Annotated in this window: 17 protein-coding genes; 10 read left to right on the top strand and 7 right to left on the bottom strand. The window is 65.3% G+C overall.

Annotated elements, in window-relative coordinates:
* Positions 1-38 precede the first annotated feature (38 nt).
* Entirely contained in the window at positions 39-314 is a 276-nt protein-coding gene (locus tag FA87_RS06185; RefSeq protein ID WP_036114590.1) for a polyhydroxyalkanoic acid system family protein, read from the top strand.
* An 88-nt stretch (positions 315-402) separates the two neighbouring features.
* Positions 403-621, top strand: coding sequence for a translation initiation factor IF-1 (gene infA, locus FA87_RS06180; RefSeq protein WP_019466733.1), 219 nt, complete (start codon positions 403-405; stop codon positions 619-621).
* 88 nt (positions 622-709) lie between these two features.
* Here infA and FA87_RS06175 read toward each other — a convergent pair whose 3' ends face one another.
* The 3 genes from FA87_RS06175 to clpS all read right to left on the bottom strand — a co-directional run bounded on the left by FA87_RS06175 (position 710) and on the right by clpS (position 4,096).
* Complete coding sequence (locus FA87_RS06175; protein WP_036114591.1) at positions 710-1,309, bottom strand: ATP-dependent Clp protease proteolytic subunit; 600 nt, start codon at positions 1,307-1,309, stop codon at positions 710-712.
* A 106-nt stretch (positions 1,310-1,415) separates the two neighbouring features.
* A complete protein-coding gene (gene clpA, locus FA87_RS06170) occupies positions 1,416-3,683 on the bottom strand; it encodes an ATP-dependent Clp protease ATP-binding subunit ClpA (RefSeq protein WP_036114594.1) in 2,268 nt (755 codons plus the stop codon).
* Between the two features lie 80 nt (positions 3,684-3,763).
* Positions 3,764-4,096 (bottom strand): ATP-dependent Clp protease adapter ClpS, encoded by a 333-nt coding sequence (clpS, locus tag FA87_RS06165; protein WP_036114597.1) that lies wholly within the window; start codon positions 4,094-4,096, stop codon positions 3,764-3,766.
* Positions 4,097-4,220: 124 nt separating this feature from the next.
* Between clpS and FA87_RS06160 the strand changes: the two genes are divergently transcribed.
* The 3 genes from FA87_RS06160 to hflD all read left to right on the top strand — a co-directional run bounded on the left by FA87_RS06160 (position 4,221) and on the right by hflD (position 6,509).
* Positions 4,221-4,709, top strand: a complete 489-nt coding sequence (locus FA87_RS06160) for an NUDIX hydrolase (RefSeq protein ID WP_043693104.1) — start codon at positions 4,221-4,223, stop codon at positions 4,707-4,709.
* The gene (gene mnmA, locus FA87_RS06155; protein ID WP_043693101.1) at positions 4,706-5,800 is read left to right on the top strand and encodes a tRNA 2-thiouridine(34) synthase MnmA; all 1,095 of its coding nucleotides are present in this window, start codon (positions 4,706-4,708) and stop codon (positions 5,798-5,800) included. The genes FA87_RS06160 and mnmA overlap by 4 nt, the downstream gene beginning before the upstream one ends.
* Positions 5,801-5,882: 82 nt before the next feature.
* A complete protein-coding gene (gene hflD / locus FA87_RS06150) occupies positions 5,883-6,509 on the top strand; it encodes a high frequency lysogenization protein HflD (RefSeq protein WP_043693098.1) in 627 nt (208 codons plus the stop codon).
* Positions 6,510-6,512: 3 nt separating this feature from the next.
* Here hflD and FA87_RS06145 read toward each other — a convergent pair whose 3' ends face one another.
* The gene (locus tag FA87_RS06145) at positions 6,513-7,478 is read right to left on the bottom strand and encodes a LysR family transcriptional regulator (protein WP_052191181.1); all 966 of its coding nucleotides are present in this window, start codon (positions 7,476-7,478) and stop codon (positions 6,513-6,515) included.
* A 194-nt stretch (positions 7,479-7,672) separates the two neighbouring features.
* Here FA87_RS06145 and acnA point away from each other — a divergent pair, with 194 nt between their 5' ends.
* Entirely contained in the window at positions 7,673-10,420 is a 2,748-nt protein-coding gene (acnA, locus tag FA87_RS06140; protein ID WP_043693096.1) for an aconitate hydratase AcnA, read from the top strand.
* Positions 10,421-10,499: 79 nt separating this feature from the next.
* Here the strand turns inward: acnA and FA87_RS06135 are convergent, their stop codons facing one another.
* A complete protein-coding gene (locus FA87_RS06135; protein WP_043693094.1) occupies positions 10,500-10,934 on the bottom strand; it encodes a hypothetical protein in 435 nt (144 codons plus the stop codon).
* A gap of 122 nt (positions 10,935-11,056) precedes the next feature.
* Between FA87_RS06135 and FA87_RS06130 the strand changes: the two genes are divergently transcribed.
* Positions 11,057-12,754: an AMP-binding protein gene (locus tag FA87_RS06130; protein ID WP_036114608.1), complete on the top strand. Its 1,698-nt coding sequence runs from the start codon at positions 11,057-11,059 to the stop codon at positions 12,752-12,754.
* A gap of 129 nt (positions 12,755-12,883) precedes the next feature.
* Here FA87_RS06130 and FA87_RS06125 read toward each other — a convergent pair whose 3' ends face one another.
* Together FA87_RS06125 and dinB are read right to left on the bottom strand one after the other, a co-directional pair.
* Entirely contained in the window at positions 12,884-13,234 is a 351-nt protein-coding gene (locus FA87_RS06125; protein ID WP_043693093.1) for a PilZ domain-containing protein, read from the bottom strand.
* Between the two features lie 133 nt (positions 13,235-13,367).
* The gene (dinB, locus tag FA87_RS06120; RefSeq protein ID WP_043693090.1) at positions 13,368-14,555 is read right to left on the bottom strand and encodes a DNA polymerase IV; all 1,188 of its coding nucleotides are present in this window, start codon (positions 14,553-14,555) and stop codon (positions 13,368-13,370) included.
* Between the two features lie 394 nt (positions 14,556-14,949).
* Here dinB and FA87_RS06115 point away from each other — a divergent pair, with 394 nt between their 5' ends.
* The 3 genes from FA87_RS06115 to FA87_RS06105 are packed head-to-tail and all read left to right on the top strand — an operon-like array spanning position 14,950 to position 18,254.
* The gene (locus FA87_RS06115) at positions 14,950-15,756 is read left to right on the top strand and encodes a ScpA family protein (RefSeq protein WP_176167901.1); all 807 of its coding nucleotides are present in this window, start codon (positions 14,950-14,952) and stop codon (positions 15,754-15,756) included.
* A 24-nt stretch (positions 15,757-15,780) separates the two neighbouring features.
* Positions 15,781-16,638 carry an SMC-Scp complex subunit ScpB gene (gene scpB, locus FA87_RS06110; RefSeq protein WP_036114613.1) on the top strand — a complete coding sequence of 286 codons (858 nt, stop codon included), beginning with the start codon at positions 15,781-15,783 and terminating at the stop codon, positions 16,636-16,638.
* The gene (locus tag FA87_RS06105) at positions 16,635-18,254 is read left to right on the top strand and encodes a pseudouridine synthase (protein ID WP_052191179.1); all 1,620 of its coding nucleotides are present in this window, start codon (positions 16,635-16,637) and stop codon (positions 18,252-18,254) included. Before scpB ends, FA87_RS06105 begins: the two co-directional genes overlap by 4 nt.
* Positions 18,255-18,333: the final 79 nt, after the last annotated feature.

Here is an 18,333-nt window from a genome sequence, read left to right as displayed (position 1 = left end):
TGCTAGACTCCGTCGCTTTCCACGCACAGGAGACTCCCATGGCGAAGATCGACATCCGCCGCCCGCACGGCAGGACCGTGGCCGAGGCGCGCGCCGTGGTCGAGAAAGTGGCCGCCCGCATGAGCGAGAAGTTCGGCACCGAAGGCAGCTGGAATGGCGACACCATGAGCTTCGCCCGGTCCGGCGTTAAAGGCGCCATCGCCGTCTCGGATACCGACGTGCACGTGACCGCCGAGCTGGGCATGTTGCTCTCGCCGCTCAAGGGCACCATCGAAGAAGAAATCCGCAGGAAGCTGGACGAGCACTTCGCCTGAGACCGCCTCGTGGGGTGACTCGGGCGAGGGGGCATGGCATACTAAGGGACTTATGCGGCCATTCCGGCCGTTCATCGACCCGGAACACATGGCAAAAGACGACGTCATCGAAATGGAAGGCACGGTCCAGGAGACCCTGCCCAACACCATGTTCCGCGTGCAGCTCGAGAACGGGCATGTCATTACTGCCCATATCTCCGGCCGTATGCGCAAGCATTACATCCGCATCCTCACCGGCGACAAGGTGAAGGTCGAGATGACCCCCTACGACCTGACCAAGGGTCGTATCACCTACCGTATGAAGTAAGCGCGTCTCGCGCTGCACCGGGTAGGTGCCGAAAAAAAGCCGCAGCCTTCGCCGCGGCTTTTTTTGTTGTCGCGATTCCTGAGGGAAATCAGTCGCGGCGCACGTCTTTGCGATGCTCGACGATGCGCGAGACCAGGCCGTACTTCACCGCGTCTTCGGCCGACATCCAGAGATCGCGCTCGATGTCTTCGCGCACGCGCTCGATCGGCTGGCCGCTCTCACGGGAGATGACGCCGGCGATGCGCTCGCGCGCCTTCATGATCTCCTTGGCCTGAATCGCGATGTCGCTGGCCTGACCACCCGCGCCGCCGCTGGGCTGATGGATGAGGAAGCGCGTCTGCGGCAGGCAGACACGACGCTCGCGCGGCGCACCGAGGTACAGATGCGTGGCGGCGCTGCCGACCCAGCCGGTGCCGATCATGTTGACCGGCGCCGTGATGAAGCGGACCACGTCGTGGATCACATCGCCCGACTCCAGGTGACCACCCGGCGAGGACACGATCATGTCGATCGGGGCGTCGGATTCGGCATCCAGCGCCAGCAGGCGACGGACGGTATCGGCGGCGACCGAGTCGGTGATCGTGCCGAAAACCAGCACGGTACGCGCGCGGAACGCTTTCTCTTCGAGGAACGTGCTGCCCTGGCCCTGACCGGCGGTCGGCTTGGGCTCGGTTTCGTTGCTGAACATGTGCGTTATCTCCATGGGGCAGTATTTACTTCTGGCGGCAAAAAAGGGCGGCCCGCAGGCCGCCCTTTCTCTCAAGCCAGCATGTCTTTCAAACCATCATTCCAACTCAAGCCGTCAGGGCCGCCGGCTCAGCCGACTCAGTTTCCACGTGAAGCTCGTCGCCGTCCACCGACAGCGTCACCTTGCCGCCATCGGCGAGCTTGCCGAACAGCAACTCGTCGGCCAGCGCACGCTTCACCTTGTCCTGGATCACGCGAGCCATCGGGCGGGCACCCATCTGCGGATCGAAGCCGTGTTCCGCCAGCCAGCGACGGGCCTCCGGCGTTACGTCCACGCTCACCTTCTTCTCGGTCAGCTGGGCCTCGAGCTCGATCAGGAACTTGTCCACCACGCGCAGGATATGGTCGAAGTCCAGTGCGTTGAACTGGATGACCGCATCGAGACGGTTGCGGAATTCGGGCGTGAACATCCGACGGATGGTCTCCATGGCGTCGGTCGCGTGGTTCTGCTTCACGAAGCCGATACCGCGGCGCGAAGCCAGCTGCGCACCCGCGTTCGTGGTCATGACGATCACCACGTTCTTGAAGTTCGCCTCTCGACCGTTCGTATCCGTCAGTACACCGCGATCCATGACCTGGAGCAGGATGTTGTAGACGTCCGGGTGGGCCTTCTCGATTTCGTCCAGCAGCAGCACGCAGTGCGGATGCTTGGTGATCTGCTCGGTGAGCAGACCGCCCTGGTCGAAGCCGACGTATCCCGGAGGCGCACCGACCAGGCGCGAGACCGAATGCGCCTCCATGTACTCGGACATGTCGAAGCGCACCATCTCGATGCCCAGCTGCATGGCGAGCTGCTTGGTCACCTCCGTCTTACCGACACCCGTGGGGCCGGCGAGCAGGAAGCTGCCGATCGGCTTGGACGGATCGCCCAGGCCGGAACGCGCCATCTTGATCGACGAGGACAGCGCTTCGATCGCACCGTCCTGCCCGAACACGACCATTTTCAGGTTGCGCTCGAGATTGCGCAGCACGTCACGATCCGAGGCCGAGACCTGCTTGGCCGGGATGCGCGCCATCTTGGCCACGATGTATTCGATTTCCGGCACGTCGACCTTGCCCGTGCGCTCGTCTTCCGGGAGCAGCCGCTGGCGGGCGCCGGCTTCATCGATGATGTCGATGGCCTTGTCCGGCAGCAGGCGATCCGGGATGTGCTTGACCGAGAGGTCCACGGCCGCGCGCAGGGCTTCACCGGTGTACTCCACCGAGTGATGCTCTTCGAAGCGGGTCTTCAGGCCCTTCAGAATCTCGATGGAGTCGGCCACGGTGGGCTCGACCACGTCGATCTTCTGGAAGCGACGAGCAAGTGCACGGTCCTTCTCGAACACGCCCCGGAATTCCTGGAACGTCGTCGAGCCGATGCAGCGCAGCTCTCCGGAGGCAAGCATGGGCTTGATCAGGTTCGAGGCATCCATCGTGCCACCCGAGGCCGAGCCCGCCCCGATGATGGTGTGGATCTCGTCGATGAAGAGGATGGCATTGGGCTGCTTCTTCAGCTGACCGATGACCGCCTTCAGCCGCTTTTCGAAATCGCCGCGATACTTGGTGCCAGCAACGAGGGCGCCCAGGTCCAGCGACCAGATCGTGCAGTCTTCCAGCACTTCCGGCACCTGACCCTCGACGATGCGCTTGGCCAGACCTTCGGCCAGAGCGGTCTTGCCCACGCCGGCTTCGCCGACGTAGAGCGGGTTGTTCTTTCGACGGCGGCAGAGCACCTGGATCGTGCGCTCGACCTCGTCCTGGCGGCCGATCAGGGGGTCGATCTTGCCCTGGATCGCCAGTTCGTTGAGGTTGGCGGCGTATTCGCTCAGGGGGTTACCCTTGCCTTCGCCGCCTTCCTCGCCGTCACGCTCCGGGTTCTGAGCGGCCGCTGCCGACTCGTCGCCAATCTTGGCGATGCCGTGCGAGATGTAATTGACCACGTCCAGCCGGGTGATTTCCTGCTGATGCAGGAAGTACACGGCGTGAGAGTCCTTTTCGCCGAAGATAGCGACCAGCACGTTGGCACCGGTGACTTCCTTACGGCCCGACGACTGCACGTGGTAGACGGCGCGCTGGAGCACGCGCTGGAAACCCAGCGTGGGCTGCGTGTCACGCTCGTCACCGGCCGGCAGCACCGGCACCGTTTCAGCGATGATTCGCTGAAGATCGGCCGAAAGTCGCGGAAGATCGACGCCGCAGGCGCGCAGGGCGGCCAGGGCTGAGGTGTTTTCAGTGAGCGCGAGGAGCAGGTGCTCGACGGTCATGAATTCGTGGCGCTGCTCACGGGCCTGCTTGTAGCAGTGCCCGATGGTGACTTCGAGATCCTTGCTGAACATACGGACCGTCTCCGATAGCTGTGGGCGGCGGGGACCAGCCCCATGTTTCATTGCCGCATGAACACCAGATGGGGGAGCGCCTACATTTTTTCCATAGTGCACAAGAGCGGGTGCTGATTCGACCGTGAGTACTCGTTGACCTGAGTCACCTTGGTTTCTGCCACCTCGCGAGTGAACACGCCGCACACGCCCTTCCCTCGCGTGTGCACATGGAGCATCACCTGGACCGCCCGCTCCTGATCCATGCCGAAAAACGTACGTAAAACCTCGATCACGAAATCCATGGGGGTGAAATCGTCATTCAGCAAAACCACCTGGAAGAGCGGCGGCTTTGCCGTTTCCGGACGAACGGTCTCGATCGCCAGCCCGTGGCCGCGATCGCTTTCCTGATCGTGTTCGTGTTCCTGGGACATTAATTGACAACCTGTCGGTACGCGATTCGATTATATACACCGGAATTCCGTCGTCCTCCGGCTCGATTTCCACAGGTGATGGCACAATATGCCTTTTTCCAGAGCCCACCCGACCTTTCCGCCGATGCCGCCGACTTCCAACCAGCCTGAAAACGTCTGGCGCCCCCGTGCCACGGTGGCGTGCGTCGTCGCGCGCGGCGATCGCTACCTGATCGTCGAAGAGGACGTCTTCGGCGAAGTCGCTTACAACCAGCCGGCCGGTCATCTGGATCCGGGCGAGAGCCTGCAGGCCGCGGCGATCCGCGAAACCCTGGAAGAAACCGGCCACACCATCGCGCTCGACGCTTTCCTCGGCGTCTGGCAGTGGGCAAGCCCGGAGCACGGCGAACAAGTGCTGCGTTTCGGTTTTGCGGGTCATGTCACCTCATACGATGAGCATCGCCCCCTGGATGAGGGTATTCGCAGGGCCATCTGGCTGCGACGCGACGAGATCGAGGCGCTGGGCTCGCGCCTGCGCAGCCCGCTCGTGCTCGAGACCATCGACGCCTGGCTGGACGGACGCCGCCTTCCGCTGGACGCCGTCACCAGCCGCCTGCCCGAGCCCTCCGCGTGAAGGTGATCCTTGGTGTTTCCGGCGGCGTGGACTCGTCGGTCGCGGCCCTCCTGCTCCAGCAGGCCGGACACGAGGTCGAAGGCATGTTCATGCAGAACTGGGAGGAGGACGACCGCTCCGGCCCCTGCACCACCGACGACGACCGCAAGGATGCCGTGGCCGTCTGCGGCCGGCTGGGCATTCCGTTTCACGCAAGAAATTTCGCCGGCGAGTACTGGGACGGCGTCTTTGCCTACTTCCTTGCCGAGTACGCGGCGGGCCGCACGCCCAACCCCGACGTGCTGTGCAATCGCGAGATCAAGTTCAAAACCTTCCTCGAGCACGCGCAGGCTCTGGGCGCGGAGAAGATCGCGACAGGCCACTACGCGCGCGTGGATTTTCACGACGGGCGCTACCGGTTGCTCCGCGCGGTGGACGCCGCCAAGGACCAGAGCTACTTCCTGCACGCGCTTGGGCAGAAGCAGCTCGCCGCCACGCTGTTCCCGGTCGGCGAGATCGAGAAGCCGCTGGTGCGCGAGATGGCACGCGAAGCCGCGCTGCCCACGCATGCGAAGAAAGACTCCACCGGCATCTGCTTCATCGGCGAGCGCGACTTCCGCGCCTTCCTGTCCGCCTACCTGCCGGCCAGGCCGGGTCCGATGGTCGATCCCGACGGGCGCGTCATCGGTGAGCATCAGGGCGTGATGTATTACACGCTGGGCCAGCGCAACGGCCTCGGCATCGGCGGCCGCGCCGACGCGCCTAACGAGCCCTGGTACGTGGTCGGCAAGGACGTCGCGGCCAACACGCTGATCGTCGCCCAGGGCGGCGAGAACCGCTGGCTGCAGTCGACCCGGCTCACGGCCACCGATCTGACGTGGGTGGCCGGCGAGCCGCCCGCCCCCGCCTTCCGCTGCACGGCGAAGACGCGCTACCGGCAGGCCGACCAGGCCTGCGCCGTCGAGATCCGCGGCGACACCTTATATGTGTCGTTCGACGAGCCCCAGCGCGCCGTCACCCCCGGTCAGTCCGTCGTGCTCTACGACGGCGAGGCCTGCCTCGGCGGCGCGGTGATCGCCGCCACGGACGCCACCTACGGCGGCCTGACATGACCCCGCGCCCCTACACGCCCCCTCTACGCTGTAGGAGCGCGCCTTGCGCGCGATCCCCTCTCATTTTTTCCAGGCTTTACCCATGAACGAAGAACGCGTCCTCGCCCTCGCGGGGGTTTTCCAGGGTGCCTCACTGGCCCAGCAACTGGCTACCGAAGGCCGTTGCGAAGATGCCGCATTCGAGGCGAGCGTGGGTAGCGTGTTCCGTATCGACGCGGATTCCGTCGCGTCCGTCTATGGCGGCGTCAGCGGCGTGCGCCGTGGCCTGCGCACCCTCGTGGCTCAGTTCGAGGACGAGACCCGCGATATCGCGGTGATGCGGATGGCGATCACGGTGCTGCGGCTGGAGCGCTCGTTGTCGCGCCATCGCGGTCTGCTCGATCGCCTGCGCGAGGGCATCGTCGCCACGCAGCGGCAGGTGGAGCATTTCGGGATCGAGCACCCGAATGTCGCGGCGCGGCTGGCGGAGGTCTATTCGACCACGCTGTCGACGCTGAAGCCGCGCGTGATGGTGACCGGCAACCCGACGCACCTGCAGCAGAAGCCGAACGTGGATCGGGTGCGGGCGTCGTTACTGGCGGCTGTGCGGTCGGCGGTGCTGTACCACCAGATCGGCGGGCGGCAGTGGCATCTGCTGATCTATCGCAAGCAATGCGCGATGCTGGCGAGGGGGTTGCTGACGGGGTCCACGCTGGACGACGGGGGTTAAGGGCTACGAAGCGGCCGCATCCAGGCCCGGAATCGACCCCGCCAGCTCCCGCAACAAGTCCCCGAACCGGTCCAGATCCTCACGCCATGGCGTGGCACTCCGCCAGTAAAGCGCGATATGACGGCCCGGTCGTGCCCCCTCCACCTGCGCCAGCACCACGTTGCTAATCGACCCCAGCCGCTCGTGCGCAAGAATCGGCACCAGGGTGTAGCCGCCGCGCATCGCCACCAGCGACGCCAGGCTTTCCAGGCTCAGGTCCTGAATCCGCTCCGGCCGCGCCGCGCCGGCCATGCCCAGATCCGACACGCCATTGCCATGGCTCTCGGCCATCAGGGTGGCATCGGCGGCATCGAGGGCGGTGAGCGCCACGGAGGCCCGTCCCGCCAACGGATGCGACGCGTTCAGCATCAACTCGTACGGCTCGAAGAACAGCGCCGCGGATTCGAGTCCGGTGGCGGTCGTGCTCGGCGGCGCCAGCACGGCATCGAGCTCGCCTTCGTGAAGGCGGCGCAGCAACCCGCGTGGCTTGCCCTCGGAGATCGTCAGCCGCGCGCCCGGAAAACGCTGCGGGAACGGCTCGATGAAATGCGGCAGCAGATACGGTCCCAGTGTGGACGGCACGCCGAGGCGCAGTTCCCCGCCAAACGCCACGTCCCCGGCACGCGCGGCGTGCTCCAGGTGTTCGGCCGACCCCAGCACGGCCTCGATATAACCCAGCAGGCGCTGGCCGCCGACGGTCGGAACGACCCGCCGGCCACCGCGCTCGAACAAGGGGACGCCGAGGGCCTGCTCGACCTTCTGCACCTGATGCGAGAGCCCCGAGGGGCTGATGTACATGGCCCGCGCGGCGCTGGTGAAGCTGCCTTCGCGCGCCACCGCCTGGACCAGCGCGAGGTCGCGCAGCGACACCGACGACAGGGCCATCGAAATCATCGAACGCTGCGTGCCATCAAATACGTTTGCGCCCATCCGCTTACCGCTCCATCCTTTCGCCGCCGAATCATCGCCCGGCCCTGCCCCGAAGCCCGCCATTCTAGCCCGACGCCAGACTCATGGCGGTCGCACAGGGGCAGCGGACTGCGCGATAATCGACGCTTTGGCGGAACCCTTGCGGGGTTTCTCCAGGCCTCCCCAGCTAAAGAACGTCACGCCAGGAGTACAGCATGAAAGATTCGTTCTCGGTACGAGACAGCATCGAAGTCAACGGCAAGCGCCACACGATCGCCAGCCTCGCCAAGTTCGGCGCGCAGCACGACATCAAGCGCCTGCCGTACTCCATGAAGATCCTGCTGGAAAACCTGCTCCGCCAGGAAGACGGCGTGAACGTCACCTCGAAGGAAATCGAGGCCGTGGCCAAATGGGACGCCAAGGCCGAGCCGGACACCGAGATCTCCTTCATGCCCGCCCGCGTGGTGCTGCAGGACTTCACCGGCGTGCCCTGCGTGGTCGATCTGGCCGCCATGCGTGACGCCGTCGCCAAGCTCGGCGGCGACCCGAACAAGATCAACCCGCTGGCGCCGGCCGAACTGGTCATCGACCATTCGGTGCAGGTCGACGCGTTCGGTTCGGAAAGCGCGCTGGAAGAGAACGTCGCCATCGAATTCGAGCGCAACCAGGAGCGTTACTCGTTCCTGCGCTGGGGCCAGAAGGCCTTCAACAACTTCAAGGTCGTGCCGCCGCGCACGGGCATCGTCCACCAGGTCAACCTGGAGAACCTCGCCCGCGTCGTCTTCACCAATGAAGTCGACGGCGAGTCGTTCGCCTATCCGGATACCGTCTTCGGTACCGATTCGCACACCACGATGATCAACGGCATCGGCGTGCTGGGCTGGGGCGTGGGCGGTATCGAAGCCGAAGCCGCCATGCTCGGCCAGCCGTCGTCCATGCTGATCCCGCAGGTCGTCGGTTTCCGCCTGAAGGGCAAGCTGCCGGAAGGCGTCACCGCCACCGACCTCGTCCTCACCGTGACCCAGATGCTCCGCAAGCTCGGCGTCGTCGGCAAGTTCGTCGAGTTCTTCGGCAGCGGCCTGCAGAACCTGCCGCTGGCCGACCGCGCGACCATCGCCAACATGGCGCCGGAATACGGCGCGACCTGCGGCATCTTCCCGATCGACCAGGAAGCCCTGAACTACATGCGCCTGTCGGGCCGCGACGAAGCGCAGATCGCGCTGGTCGAGACCTACGCCAAGGCCCAGAACCTCTGGCACGACGCCGACACGCCGGAAGCCGAGTTCACCACCGTGCTCGAACTCGACCTGGCCGACGTGCGCCCGTCGATGGCCGGCCCGAAGCGTCCGCAGGACCGCGTGCTGCTCGAAGGCGTACAGCAGAGCTTCCTCGACGTGGTCGGTCCGCTCACCGCCAACCGCAAGCCGAAGAGCCACGGCGAAGCCAGCTTCAGCAATGAAGGCGGTGGCACCGCGGTCGGCAACGAAGCCAACAACGTCGGCGAAGACGGCGGCGTGCTGGTCGAGAAGGACGGCAAGTCGTTCCGCATCAACGACGGCTCCGTCGTGATCGCCGCGATCACCTCGTGCACCAACACGTCCAACCCGGCCGTCATGCTGGCCGCCGGCCTCGTGGCGAAGAAGGCGGCCGCGCGCGGCCTGACCTCCAAGCCGTGGGTGAAGCCCTCGCTCGGCCCGGGCTCGCTCGTGGTCACCGAATACCTGAAGAAGACCGGTCTGCTCGAAGAGCTCGAAAAGGTCAATTTCTACGTGGTCGGCTACGGCTGCACCACCTGCATCGGCAACTCCGGTCCGCTGCCGGCCGAGATCAGCAAGGGCATCGCCGAGGGTGATCTCGCTGTGGCGTCCGTGCTGTCGGGCAACCGCAACTTCGAAGGCCGCGTGCATCCCGAAGTCAAGATGAACTACCTGGCGTCGCCGCCGCTGGTGGTCGCGTACGCCCTCGCCGGCACGCTCAACATCGACCTGACCAGGGATCCCATCGCCAACGGCAGCGACGGTCAGCCCGTGTACCTCAAGGACATCTGGCCGAGCAACCAGGAAATCTCCGACGCCATCGCGGGCGCCATCAATCCGCAGATGTTCAAGGACAGCTACGCCGACGTCTTCAAGGGCGACAGCCGCTGGAACCAGATCGCCTCGCCGGATGGCCAGACCTACGCGTGGGATGACTCCACCTACATCAAGAACCCGCCTTACTTCGACGGCATGTCCGCCGAAGCCGGCACCATCGAAGACATCCACGGTGCGCGCGCCATGGGCATCTTCGGCGACTCGATCACCACCGACCACATCTCGCCGGCCGGCTCGATCAAGAAGGACAGCCCGGCGGGCCGTTTCCTGATCTCGCGTGGCGTCGAGCCGAAGGACTTCAACTCCTACGGTTCGCGTCGCGGCAACGACGACGTGATGGTGCGCGGCACCTTCGCCAACATCCGCATCAAGAACCTGATGCTCGACGGCGTCGAGGGTGGCTTCACCCGGTACATCCCGACCGGCGAAGAAATGGCGATCTACGACGCCGCCATGAAGTACAAGGCCGACGGTACGCCGCTGGTCGTGCTCGCCGGCAAGGAATACGGCACCGGCTCGTCGCGTGACTGGGCGGCCAAGGGCACGCTGCTGCTGGGCGTCAAGGCGGTGATCACCGAGAGCTTCGAGCGCATCCACCGGTCCAACCTGGTTGGCATGGGCGTGCTGCCCTGCCAGTTCCAGGACGGCGAGAACGCGCAGACGCTCGGTCTGAAGGGCGACGAAGTGTTCGACATCACCGGCCTGAATGGCGGCGAGTCGAAGACGGCGACGGTGAAGGCCGTGCGTCCGGACGGTTCGGTCAAGGAGTTCACCGTGAAGGTGCTGCTGCTGACCCCGAAGGAGCGCGAGTTCTTCCGCCACGGCGGCATCCTGCAGTACGTGCTGCGTCAGCTGGCCAAGGCCGCTTAAAGCACCACCAGGAGGCTGGCTCCTGCCAGAGCAGGCATCGCGCCGCTCTTGCAGGAGCCAGCCCCGCTGGCGATCTCATCTACAACGCCCGCTTCCAGCTAGCCGTAAAACAGCGCCACTCCCCACCGTCCTTACGCCATCCCGTCTCGACGTCATACGCCCCCGCGTTATCCGGCAACACGCCGCTACCGGCGGTAAGCGTCACGGTGAACCTCGCCACTCTCCGCTCGCCACGCGGCTCGACCGTCACCGGCCCCATCAGCACGTGGATGCCCTGCCCGCGCAATGCGAACAGGCGAACCATGTTCGACAACGCCCGCTTGTCGAATTGTCCGGCGTTACCGTCGAAGTCATCGCTAAGCGCGGCGACCGTGTCGGACGCCTTGCCCGCTTCGGCTCCCGCCGCCGTCGTCGCGATGGCCTCACGAATCCGCTCGTCATCCGGGGTGCGATGACACCCGGACAGCGCGATGACAAGGGCGAAAACGAAGGCGAGGATCGACGGCAATCTCATGGCTTCTCCGGTTGATTTCACGCTGCGTTGCGGCTTGCCGCTATACGCACGCGTATGCTCCAATGCCGCATCGTACGGGACGTGTGCCGTGCGACAGTCATTTTACGGAGCGCGTCCGATTCATGAGCATTGAACGTCCCTGGCTTGCCCACTACCCGGCCGGCATCCCCGCCGATATCGACGTCAACGCCTACCGCTCCGTGGCGGCCGTCTTCGAAGAATCCTTTAAGAAATTTCGTGACCGTCCCGCCTACAAAAACTTCGGCAAGGTTCTGACCTACGGGCAGATCGACGAACTCTCGACCGCGTTTGCCGGCTACCTTTCCGGCGAACTCGGCCTGGTCAAGGGCGATCGCATCGCGATCATGCTGCCCAACCTCCTGCAGTACCCCATCGTGCTGTTCGGCGCACTGCGCCTCGGCCTGACGGTAGTGAACACCAATCCGCTCTACACGGCGCGCGAACTCCATCACCAACTGGAAGACTCGGGTGCTAAGGCACTGGTCGTCCTCGACAACTTCGCGGCGACGGTGCAGCAGGCCCTGGACGGCACCAAGGTGCACCACGTCATCACCACCGGCGTCGGCGACCTGATCGGTTTTCCCAAGGGCAACATCATCAACTTCGTCGTCAAGCACATCCGCAAGGAAGTGCCTGCGTACAAGTTGCCATCCAGCATCCGCTTCAAAGACGCGCTCGAGCGCGGCAAGTCGCACGCTCTGCCGCCCGTGGAAGTCGGTCACGACGACATCGCCTTTCTGCAGTACACCGGCGGCACCACCGGCGTGGCCAAGGGTGCGATGCTCACCCACCGCAACATGGTGGCGAACATGCTGCAGGCGGATGCCTGGATCAGCGGCTCGGCCAAGGCCGGCGAAGAGATCATCGTCACCGCGCTGCCGCTGTATCACATCTTTTCGTTGACGGCGAACGGCCTGGTCTTTACGCGCATGGGCGCGATGAACCTGCTGATCACCAACCCACGGGACATGAAGGGCTTCGTCAAGGAGCTCTCGAAAGAGCGCTTCACCGCCATCACCGGCGTGAACACGCTCTTCAACGGCCTGCTCAACACGCCGGGCTTCGCCGACCTCGACTTCTCGGCCCTGCATCTCTCGCTCGGCGGCGGCATGGCCGTGCAGCGCGCGGTGGCGGAGCGCTGGAAGAAGACGACGGGCGTGACGCTGGCGGAAGCCTACGGTCTCACCGAGACGTCTCCGGCCGCCTGCATCAACCCGCTGGATCTGAAGGAATACAACGGCTCGATCGGCCTGCCCATCTCGTCCACCTACGTGCAGATCTGGTCCGATGACGGTGACGTGCTCGGCTTCGGCGAAGTCGGCGAACTCTGCATCAAGGGCCCGCAGGTGATGAAGGGCTACTGGAACCGTCCCGACGAAACCGCCAAGGTGCTCGACGCCAACGGCTGGCTGCGCACCGGCGACATCGCGAAGATGGACGAAAACGGCTACGTCTACATCGTCGATCGTAAGAAGGACATGATCCTGGTCTCCGGTTTCAACGTGTATCCGAACGAGATCGAAGACATCGTCGCTCGCCACCCCGGCGTGAACGAAGTGGCCGCCGTCGGTATCGACGACGAGCACTCGGGCGAAGTGGTGAAGCTCTTCGTCGTCCGCAAGGACCCCTCACTGACCGAAGCAGCCCTCAGCGAGTACTGCCGCGAGAACCTCACCGGTTACAAGCGTCCCAAGCAGATCGAATTCCGCGACAGCCTGCCGAAGACGAATGTCGGCAAGATTCTCCGTCGCGAGTTGCGCGACGAGGACCGAAAGAAACGCGCTGCCGCAAAAGCCTGACAAGTGTAGGAGCGCGCCCTGCGCGCGACGCCTTCTGACGCTGGCGCTGCCTTCAAGACTACGCGCGAGCTCCCGGACATGGCCCTGAAACATGTCGCGCGCAGGGCGCGCTCCTACTCGTCCTCCCAGCTACTCGTCTTGCCAGGCCTCAAGGGTATCGGCGTAGCCGCCCAGCAGCTCCCACAGGGGGGCCTGCTTGTCTTCCGGGATCAGCGTGTATTCCAGGCCGATCTGGCGGGCGGACACCCGCGCGACGCACGCCTCCATATGAATGTGGAGGTCGTGGCCGAAGATCATGTCCAGCACCCAGGTCTGGCCGGCCTCGCCCCGCCAGCCCAGCGGACGACGAAGCAGTGCGCCGGTAGCCGAGATGTCGACCAGATCGGTCGGGTGCGCTTCACCGCCGCGACTCATGAGGACGGCACTGTGGACTTTCATGCGCGCGTGGCGATAGCGCGTTCCTTCCTTGTCAGACGACATCAACGTATTTGTCCATACCGGTTTAACGTCTGTACTCGTGGCAACGTGCATGAGTGCACCTCGACCGACTTACCTTGCGTGTCACAAACGGACACATTAGCGCAGTCGCAGGTTCCGCCCATCCTGTCGGCGTTCACTCGCTACCACGCGTTTTCAACACACCAGCGCGAACCAGCGCCCCGGCGCCAAAGCGGCCGTTTATCAAATCCTGTACGCCATCCGAAGGCTTTTTAGAAGCCGGAGCCGCGAACATATCCTGTTGCTCGTCGCCGCGCCGTGCATCGAACCCCGAAAGCGTCACCCCGAGCAGCCGCAAACTCGGCCGGGGGTGCTGGTCCCACCAAATGTGAAGCAAGCGGCGTGCCACTTCAAAGATTTCGGGGGTTCCGTTGCCGGGCACGGGAAGCTGGGCCTGTCGGCTGTGCGTCACGAACGGTGGCTCTCGCAGTTTTACCGAGACGGTCCGCGCCTCGACCGCCCTGCCCCTGGCTCGAGCACCGACCCGCTCGCACTGGCGCAGCAACCAGGCTTCCGCCACACCGAACTCCTCGACGTCGTACTCGAAGGTCCACTCCGAGCCGATCGATACCTCGGGTGCGTCCGTAACCACCGGGCGGCGGTCATCACCCTGACACAGCAACCGCAGCTGAGCGGCATGTCGCTCGCCCACGGCCTTGTTCAGACGCCAGGCGTCGGAGCGGATCAGGTCGCCGATGGTGCGGATGCCGACCTTCTGCAGCGACTCTTCCGCCACCTTGCCTACCGTCCACATACGCCCTATCGGCAGGGGGTCCAGGTAACCGCGCACCTGATCGGGCGGGATGACGAGAAACCCGTCCGGCTTGGACAGCTCGCTGGCCAGCTTGGCGAGCAGCTTGTTGTGCGCCATCCCGACCGACGCATTCAGCCCGGTCCGCGCCTTGATGGTTTCCTTCACTCTGCGACCGATCGCCTCGATCGATGCGAAAAGTCTCAGGCTGGCGGTGACATCGAGGAAGGCTTCGTCGAGGGACAGGCCCTCGATCATCGGCGTGACTTCGGCAAAGACGCCGAAGACGATCGCGGAGATTTCCGCGTAACGGTCATGCCTGGGGAAGATGTAGACCGCGTCCGGGCAGCGCCGACGGGCCTCGGCGGTAGCCATGGCCGACCGCACGCCGTACTTGCGCGCCTCGTAATTACAGGTCGAAACGACGCCGCGGCGCCCCAGACCGGCGACGACCACCGGCTTGCCGATGAGCGTCGGGTCGTCCAGTTCCTCCACGGACGCGTAAAAGGCGTCCATGTCGACGTGGATGATGGCGCGATCGGGAGCAGGCATAAGGCGTATTGTGCCAAAACGATGAAGGACGGGCGTCTACGCCCGCTGGACTTGCGCGGAAACAGGCGATACCCTGTGTCCATTCGGGTGAACTTATTCGGGCGTCACGCCCTCACCGGTCCGACAGACGGGACCGGCGGCGGACAGCTTCCGACGATTCTTCACAGGCGGTGACCCTCCTGGGGTGTCCAGCGGCAAAGCCTTCCGCTCGTCGGCGACGATGCGAGGCATGGCCGGGCGAGGTGGCGGTAAAGCCGCCGGACGGCATCGATTGTTGCGTTCCCGGTCGCACTCGCGGCCCTTCTGACGTGTGCCGATGACTAACGAGACAACCGACGTCCAGGTGGTCGAAAACATTCAGGGTGCCTTCGCGGGCATTCCGCAGCAACAGGAAATGCCCCTTGCGCTCGTGCGCGGGCAGCCGGTGCTGCAGATGCCTCAGGACCTGTACATTCCGCCGGACGCGCTCGAGGTCATTCTCGAATCGTTCGAAGGCCCGCTGGATCTCTTGCTCTACCTGATCCGCCGGCAGAACCTGGACATCCTCGACATCCCTGTCGCCGAGATCACCCGGCAGTACATGGACTACATCGAGATGATGCGCGAGGTGATGCGGCTCGAGCTGGCGGCGGAATACCTGCTGATGGCCGCGATCCTGGCGGAAATCAAATCCCGACTGCTGTTGCCACGGCCGCCCGCCGAGGAAGGACTGGAAGAGGATCCCCGCGCCGAACTGGTCCGTCGGCTGCAGGAATACGAACGCTTCAAGAAGGCCGCGGCGGATATCGACGAACTGCCCCGGCTGGAACGCGATACGGCGGTGGTCCACGCCTTCGTCGGCGAGCACAACGTGGTACGTGTGCCGCCGCCGCTGGACCTCAGGGAGATGTTGCTCGCGCTCAAGGATGTGCTCGGCCGTGCCGACCTGTTCACCCACCATGCGATCCAGCGCGAACCGCTCAGCGTTCGTCAGCGCATGGGTGACCTGCTCGGCACGCTGAGTGAAGGCGGCGGTTTCCGCCGGTTCGAAACGCTGTTCGACGTCAGCGAAGGCCGACTCGGAGTCGTGGTCACCTTTCTGGCCATGCTCGAGCTCGCAAAGGAAATGCTCGTCGAGATCGTTCAGGAAGAGGCCCTCGGGCCGATCTACCTGAAAACGAAGGTACAGACGGAGGCCGCGCGCGACGAAGCGCTCGCCTGACCCAAGCACGCATCCGAAAGGCCTATGCAACCCGAACAACTCAAACCCATCGTGGAAGCGGCGCTTCTCGCGTCGACCCAGCCGATGACGGTCGCGCAGTTGAAGGCGATCTTCGTCGACGAGGATGAAGTGACCGACGACGACCTGGTCGTGGCGCTTAAGTCGCTGACGCATGACACCGACGGTCGCGGCGTGGAACTGATGGAGGTCGCCACCGGCTGGCGCTACCAGGTCCGCCGCGACGTTCATCCCTGGGTTTCGCGGATGTGGGCCGAAAAGCCGAGCCGCTACTCCCGCGCACTGCTCGAGACGCTGGCACTGATCGCTTACCGCCAGCCCATTACCCGCCCGGAGATCGAACAGATCCGCGGCGTGGTGGTTTCCTCGAACATCATCAAGACGCTCGAAGAGCGCGAATGGATCCGCGTCGTCGGACACCGCGACGTTCCCGGCAAGCCGGCCTTGTTCGGCACCACCCGGCTGTTCCTCGACTACTTCAACCTGAAGTCGCTGGATGCCCTGCCCCCGCTCTCCGAGATCCGCGATCTGGAGGAGCTCAACCCCCAGCTTCGCCTGGGCGATGCGGACGGCGTTCCCGCCAAGGCGGCGATGCCGACCGATCTGCCCGTCGACGTGGAAGACGACGAAAGCCTGACGAATACCGAAGACAACGATGATGTCGTGGCCGAAGCCACGACGATCGAAGACACCGCCGCGGAGACCGCGCCCCCCGAGGGCGACGACGTCGAAGTCGCGACCCAGCTGCCAGCCGGCGACGATGACGTCGCCGCGGCTTCCCCCACTGCCGAAGAGGCAGAGAACCCCGAAGGCGACGTCGAAGACGACGACGCCGGCAAAGATACCGAGGAGTCACGCGCATGAATGCGCCGCAACGTTCCCTACTCAGCCTGAAGCGCGGCGAGAGCCGCACCACCGAAGACGGTCCGCAGCTCGAAGAGCGCCTGCACAAGGTCCTGGCCAACGCCGGCCTTGGCTCCCGCCGGATGCTCGAACAACGCATCCAGGCCGGCGAAGTCGAAGTCAATGGCACCGTCGCCACCATCGGCGCCAGCGTGCATGCCGGTGACCGCGTGGTCCTGGACGGCAAGCAGTTCGTCGTCGCCACCGACAACCGCAACGACGCCGAAGTGCTCGTCTACCACAAGCCGGAAGGCGTGGTGACCACCCGCGAAGACACCGAAGGCCGCCCCACCGTGTTCGAACAGCTGCCGCGCCTGAAGGGCGCGCGCTGGGTCGCCGTGGGTCGCCTCGACATCAACACCACCGGCCTGCTGCTGCTCACGACCGACGGCGAACTCGCCAACGCGCTGATGCATCCGAAGAGCGGCCTCGAGCGCGAATACCTCTGCCGCGTCCACGGCGAAGTGCCGGACGAGACGATCGAGCGCCTGAAGGCCGGCGTGGAGCTGGAAGACGGCCCCGCCCGCTTCGACGAAATCGCCACGATCAGCCGTGGCGGCAGCCACAGCTGGTTCCGCGTCACCATCCGCGAGGGCCGCAACCGCGAAGTCCGTCGCCTGTGGGACTCGGCCGGCTTCCTCGTCAGCCGCCTGAAGCGCATTCGCTACGGCACCGTCGAACTGCCGCGCGCCCTGCGCCGTGGCGACTGCGAGTCGCTCGACGAAACCGCCATCAAGGAACTGCGCGAGCGTTCGGGCCTGGGCGCACCCGCCCCGGTGCTGACGCTGAGCGCCGTGGTGCACCAGCGCCGCGCGCCGCGCCACGTCACCGAGTACAAGCCCAACGCCGGCGGTGCCAGCGCGTGGAGCTCGGCACGTCATGACGAAGCCCGTGAGCTGACCGCTTTCGATCGTCTGCGCGATGACAATCCGCGCGGCGGCCGTGGTGGTCGTGCCGGCGGTGCCGGTGGCCGTGGCGGCGCTCCGCGTCGCGAGGTCAACGGCAACGTCGATCGTCCGGAGCGCGGCAACGCCGCGGGTGGCCAGCGTAAGCGTCGCGTCGCCCCGGGCCAGGAACTGCCGGGCGTGCGCACGTGGTTCGCGGGCGACTCGCGCACCGGTGGTGGCCAGGGCAACTCCGCAGGCAACAGCACGGGCAACCGTGGTCCGCGTCCGGGTGGCCGCGCTGGCGGCAATACCGGCAACGCCGGTGGCGGCGGTGGCTACGGCAACCGTTCGGCCGGTCCGGGCGGCAGCCGCACGGGCGGTCCGCGCACCGACGGTAATCGTGCCGCTGGCGGCGGTCGTGCCGACGGCAACCGCGCTTCGTCCGGCGGTTCGCGCTTCGAGGGTGGCGGTAATCGCGCCGCTCCGGGCGGCGGCGCCCGCTTCGAAGGCGGCGGCAACCGCGGCGGTCGTCCGGGTGGCGGCGGCAACGCGGGCAACCGTGCCGGCGGCGGCAATCGTACCGGCGGCGGTCAGCGCCCCGGTGGCGGCGGCAATCGCGGTCCGCGTCCGGGTGGCGGCGGCGGTAATCGCAGCGGCGGCGGTGGCGGTAACCGCGGCGGCAACCGCTAAGCGCTGAATGCCAAACGCTCGTGTAGGAGCCAGCCCTGCTGGCGATTCAGGTCTCCGGCGAGATTGATTCGCCAGCAGG

The organism is Luteibacter sp. 9133 (assembly GCF_000800155.1).
Taxonomy (GTDB): Bacteria; Pseudomonadota; Gammaproteobacteria; order Xanthomonadales; family Rhodanobacteraceae; genus Luteibacter; species Luteibacter mycovicinus.
The sequence above is the reverse complement of the archived record's forward strand: the minus strand, read 5'-3'. Positions and strand labels throughout refer to the sequence as shown.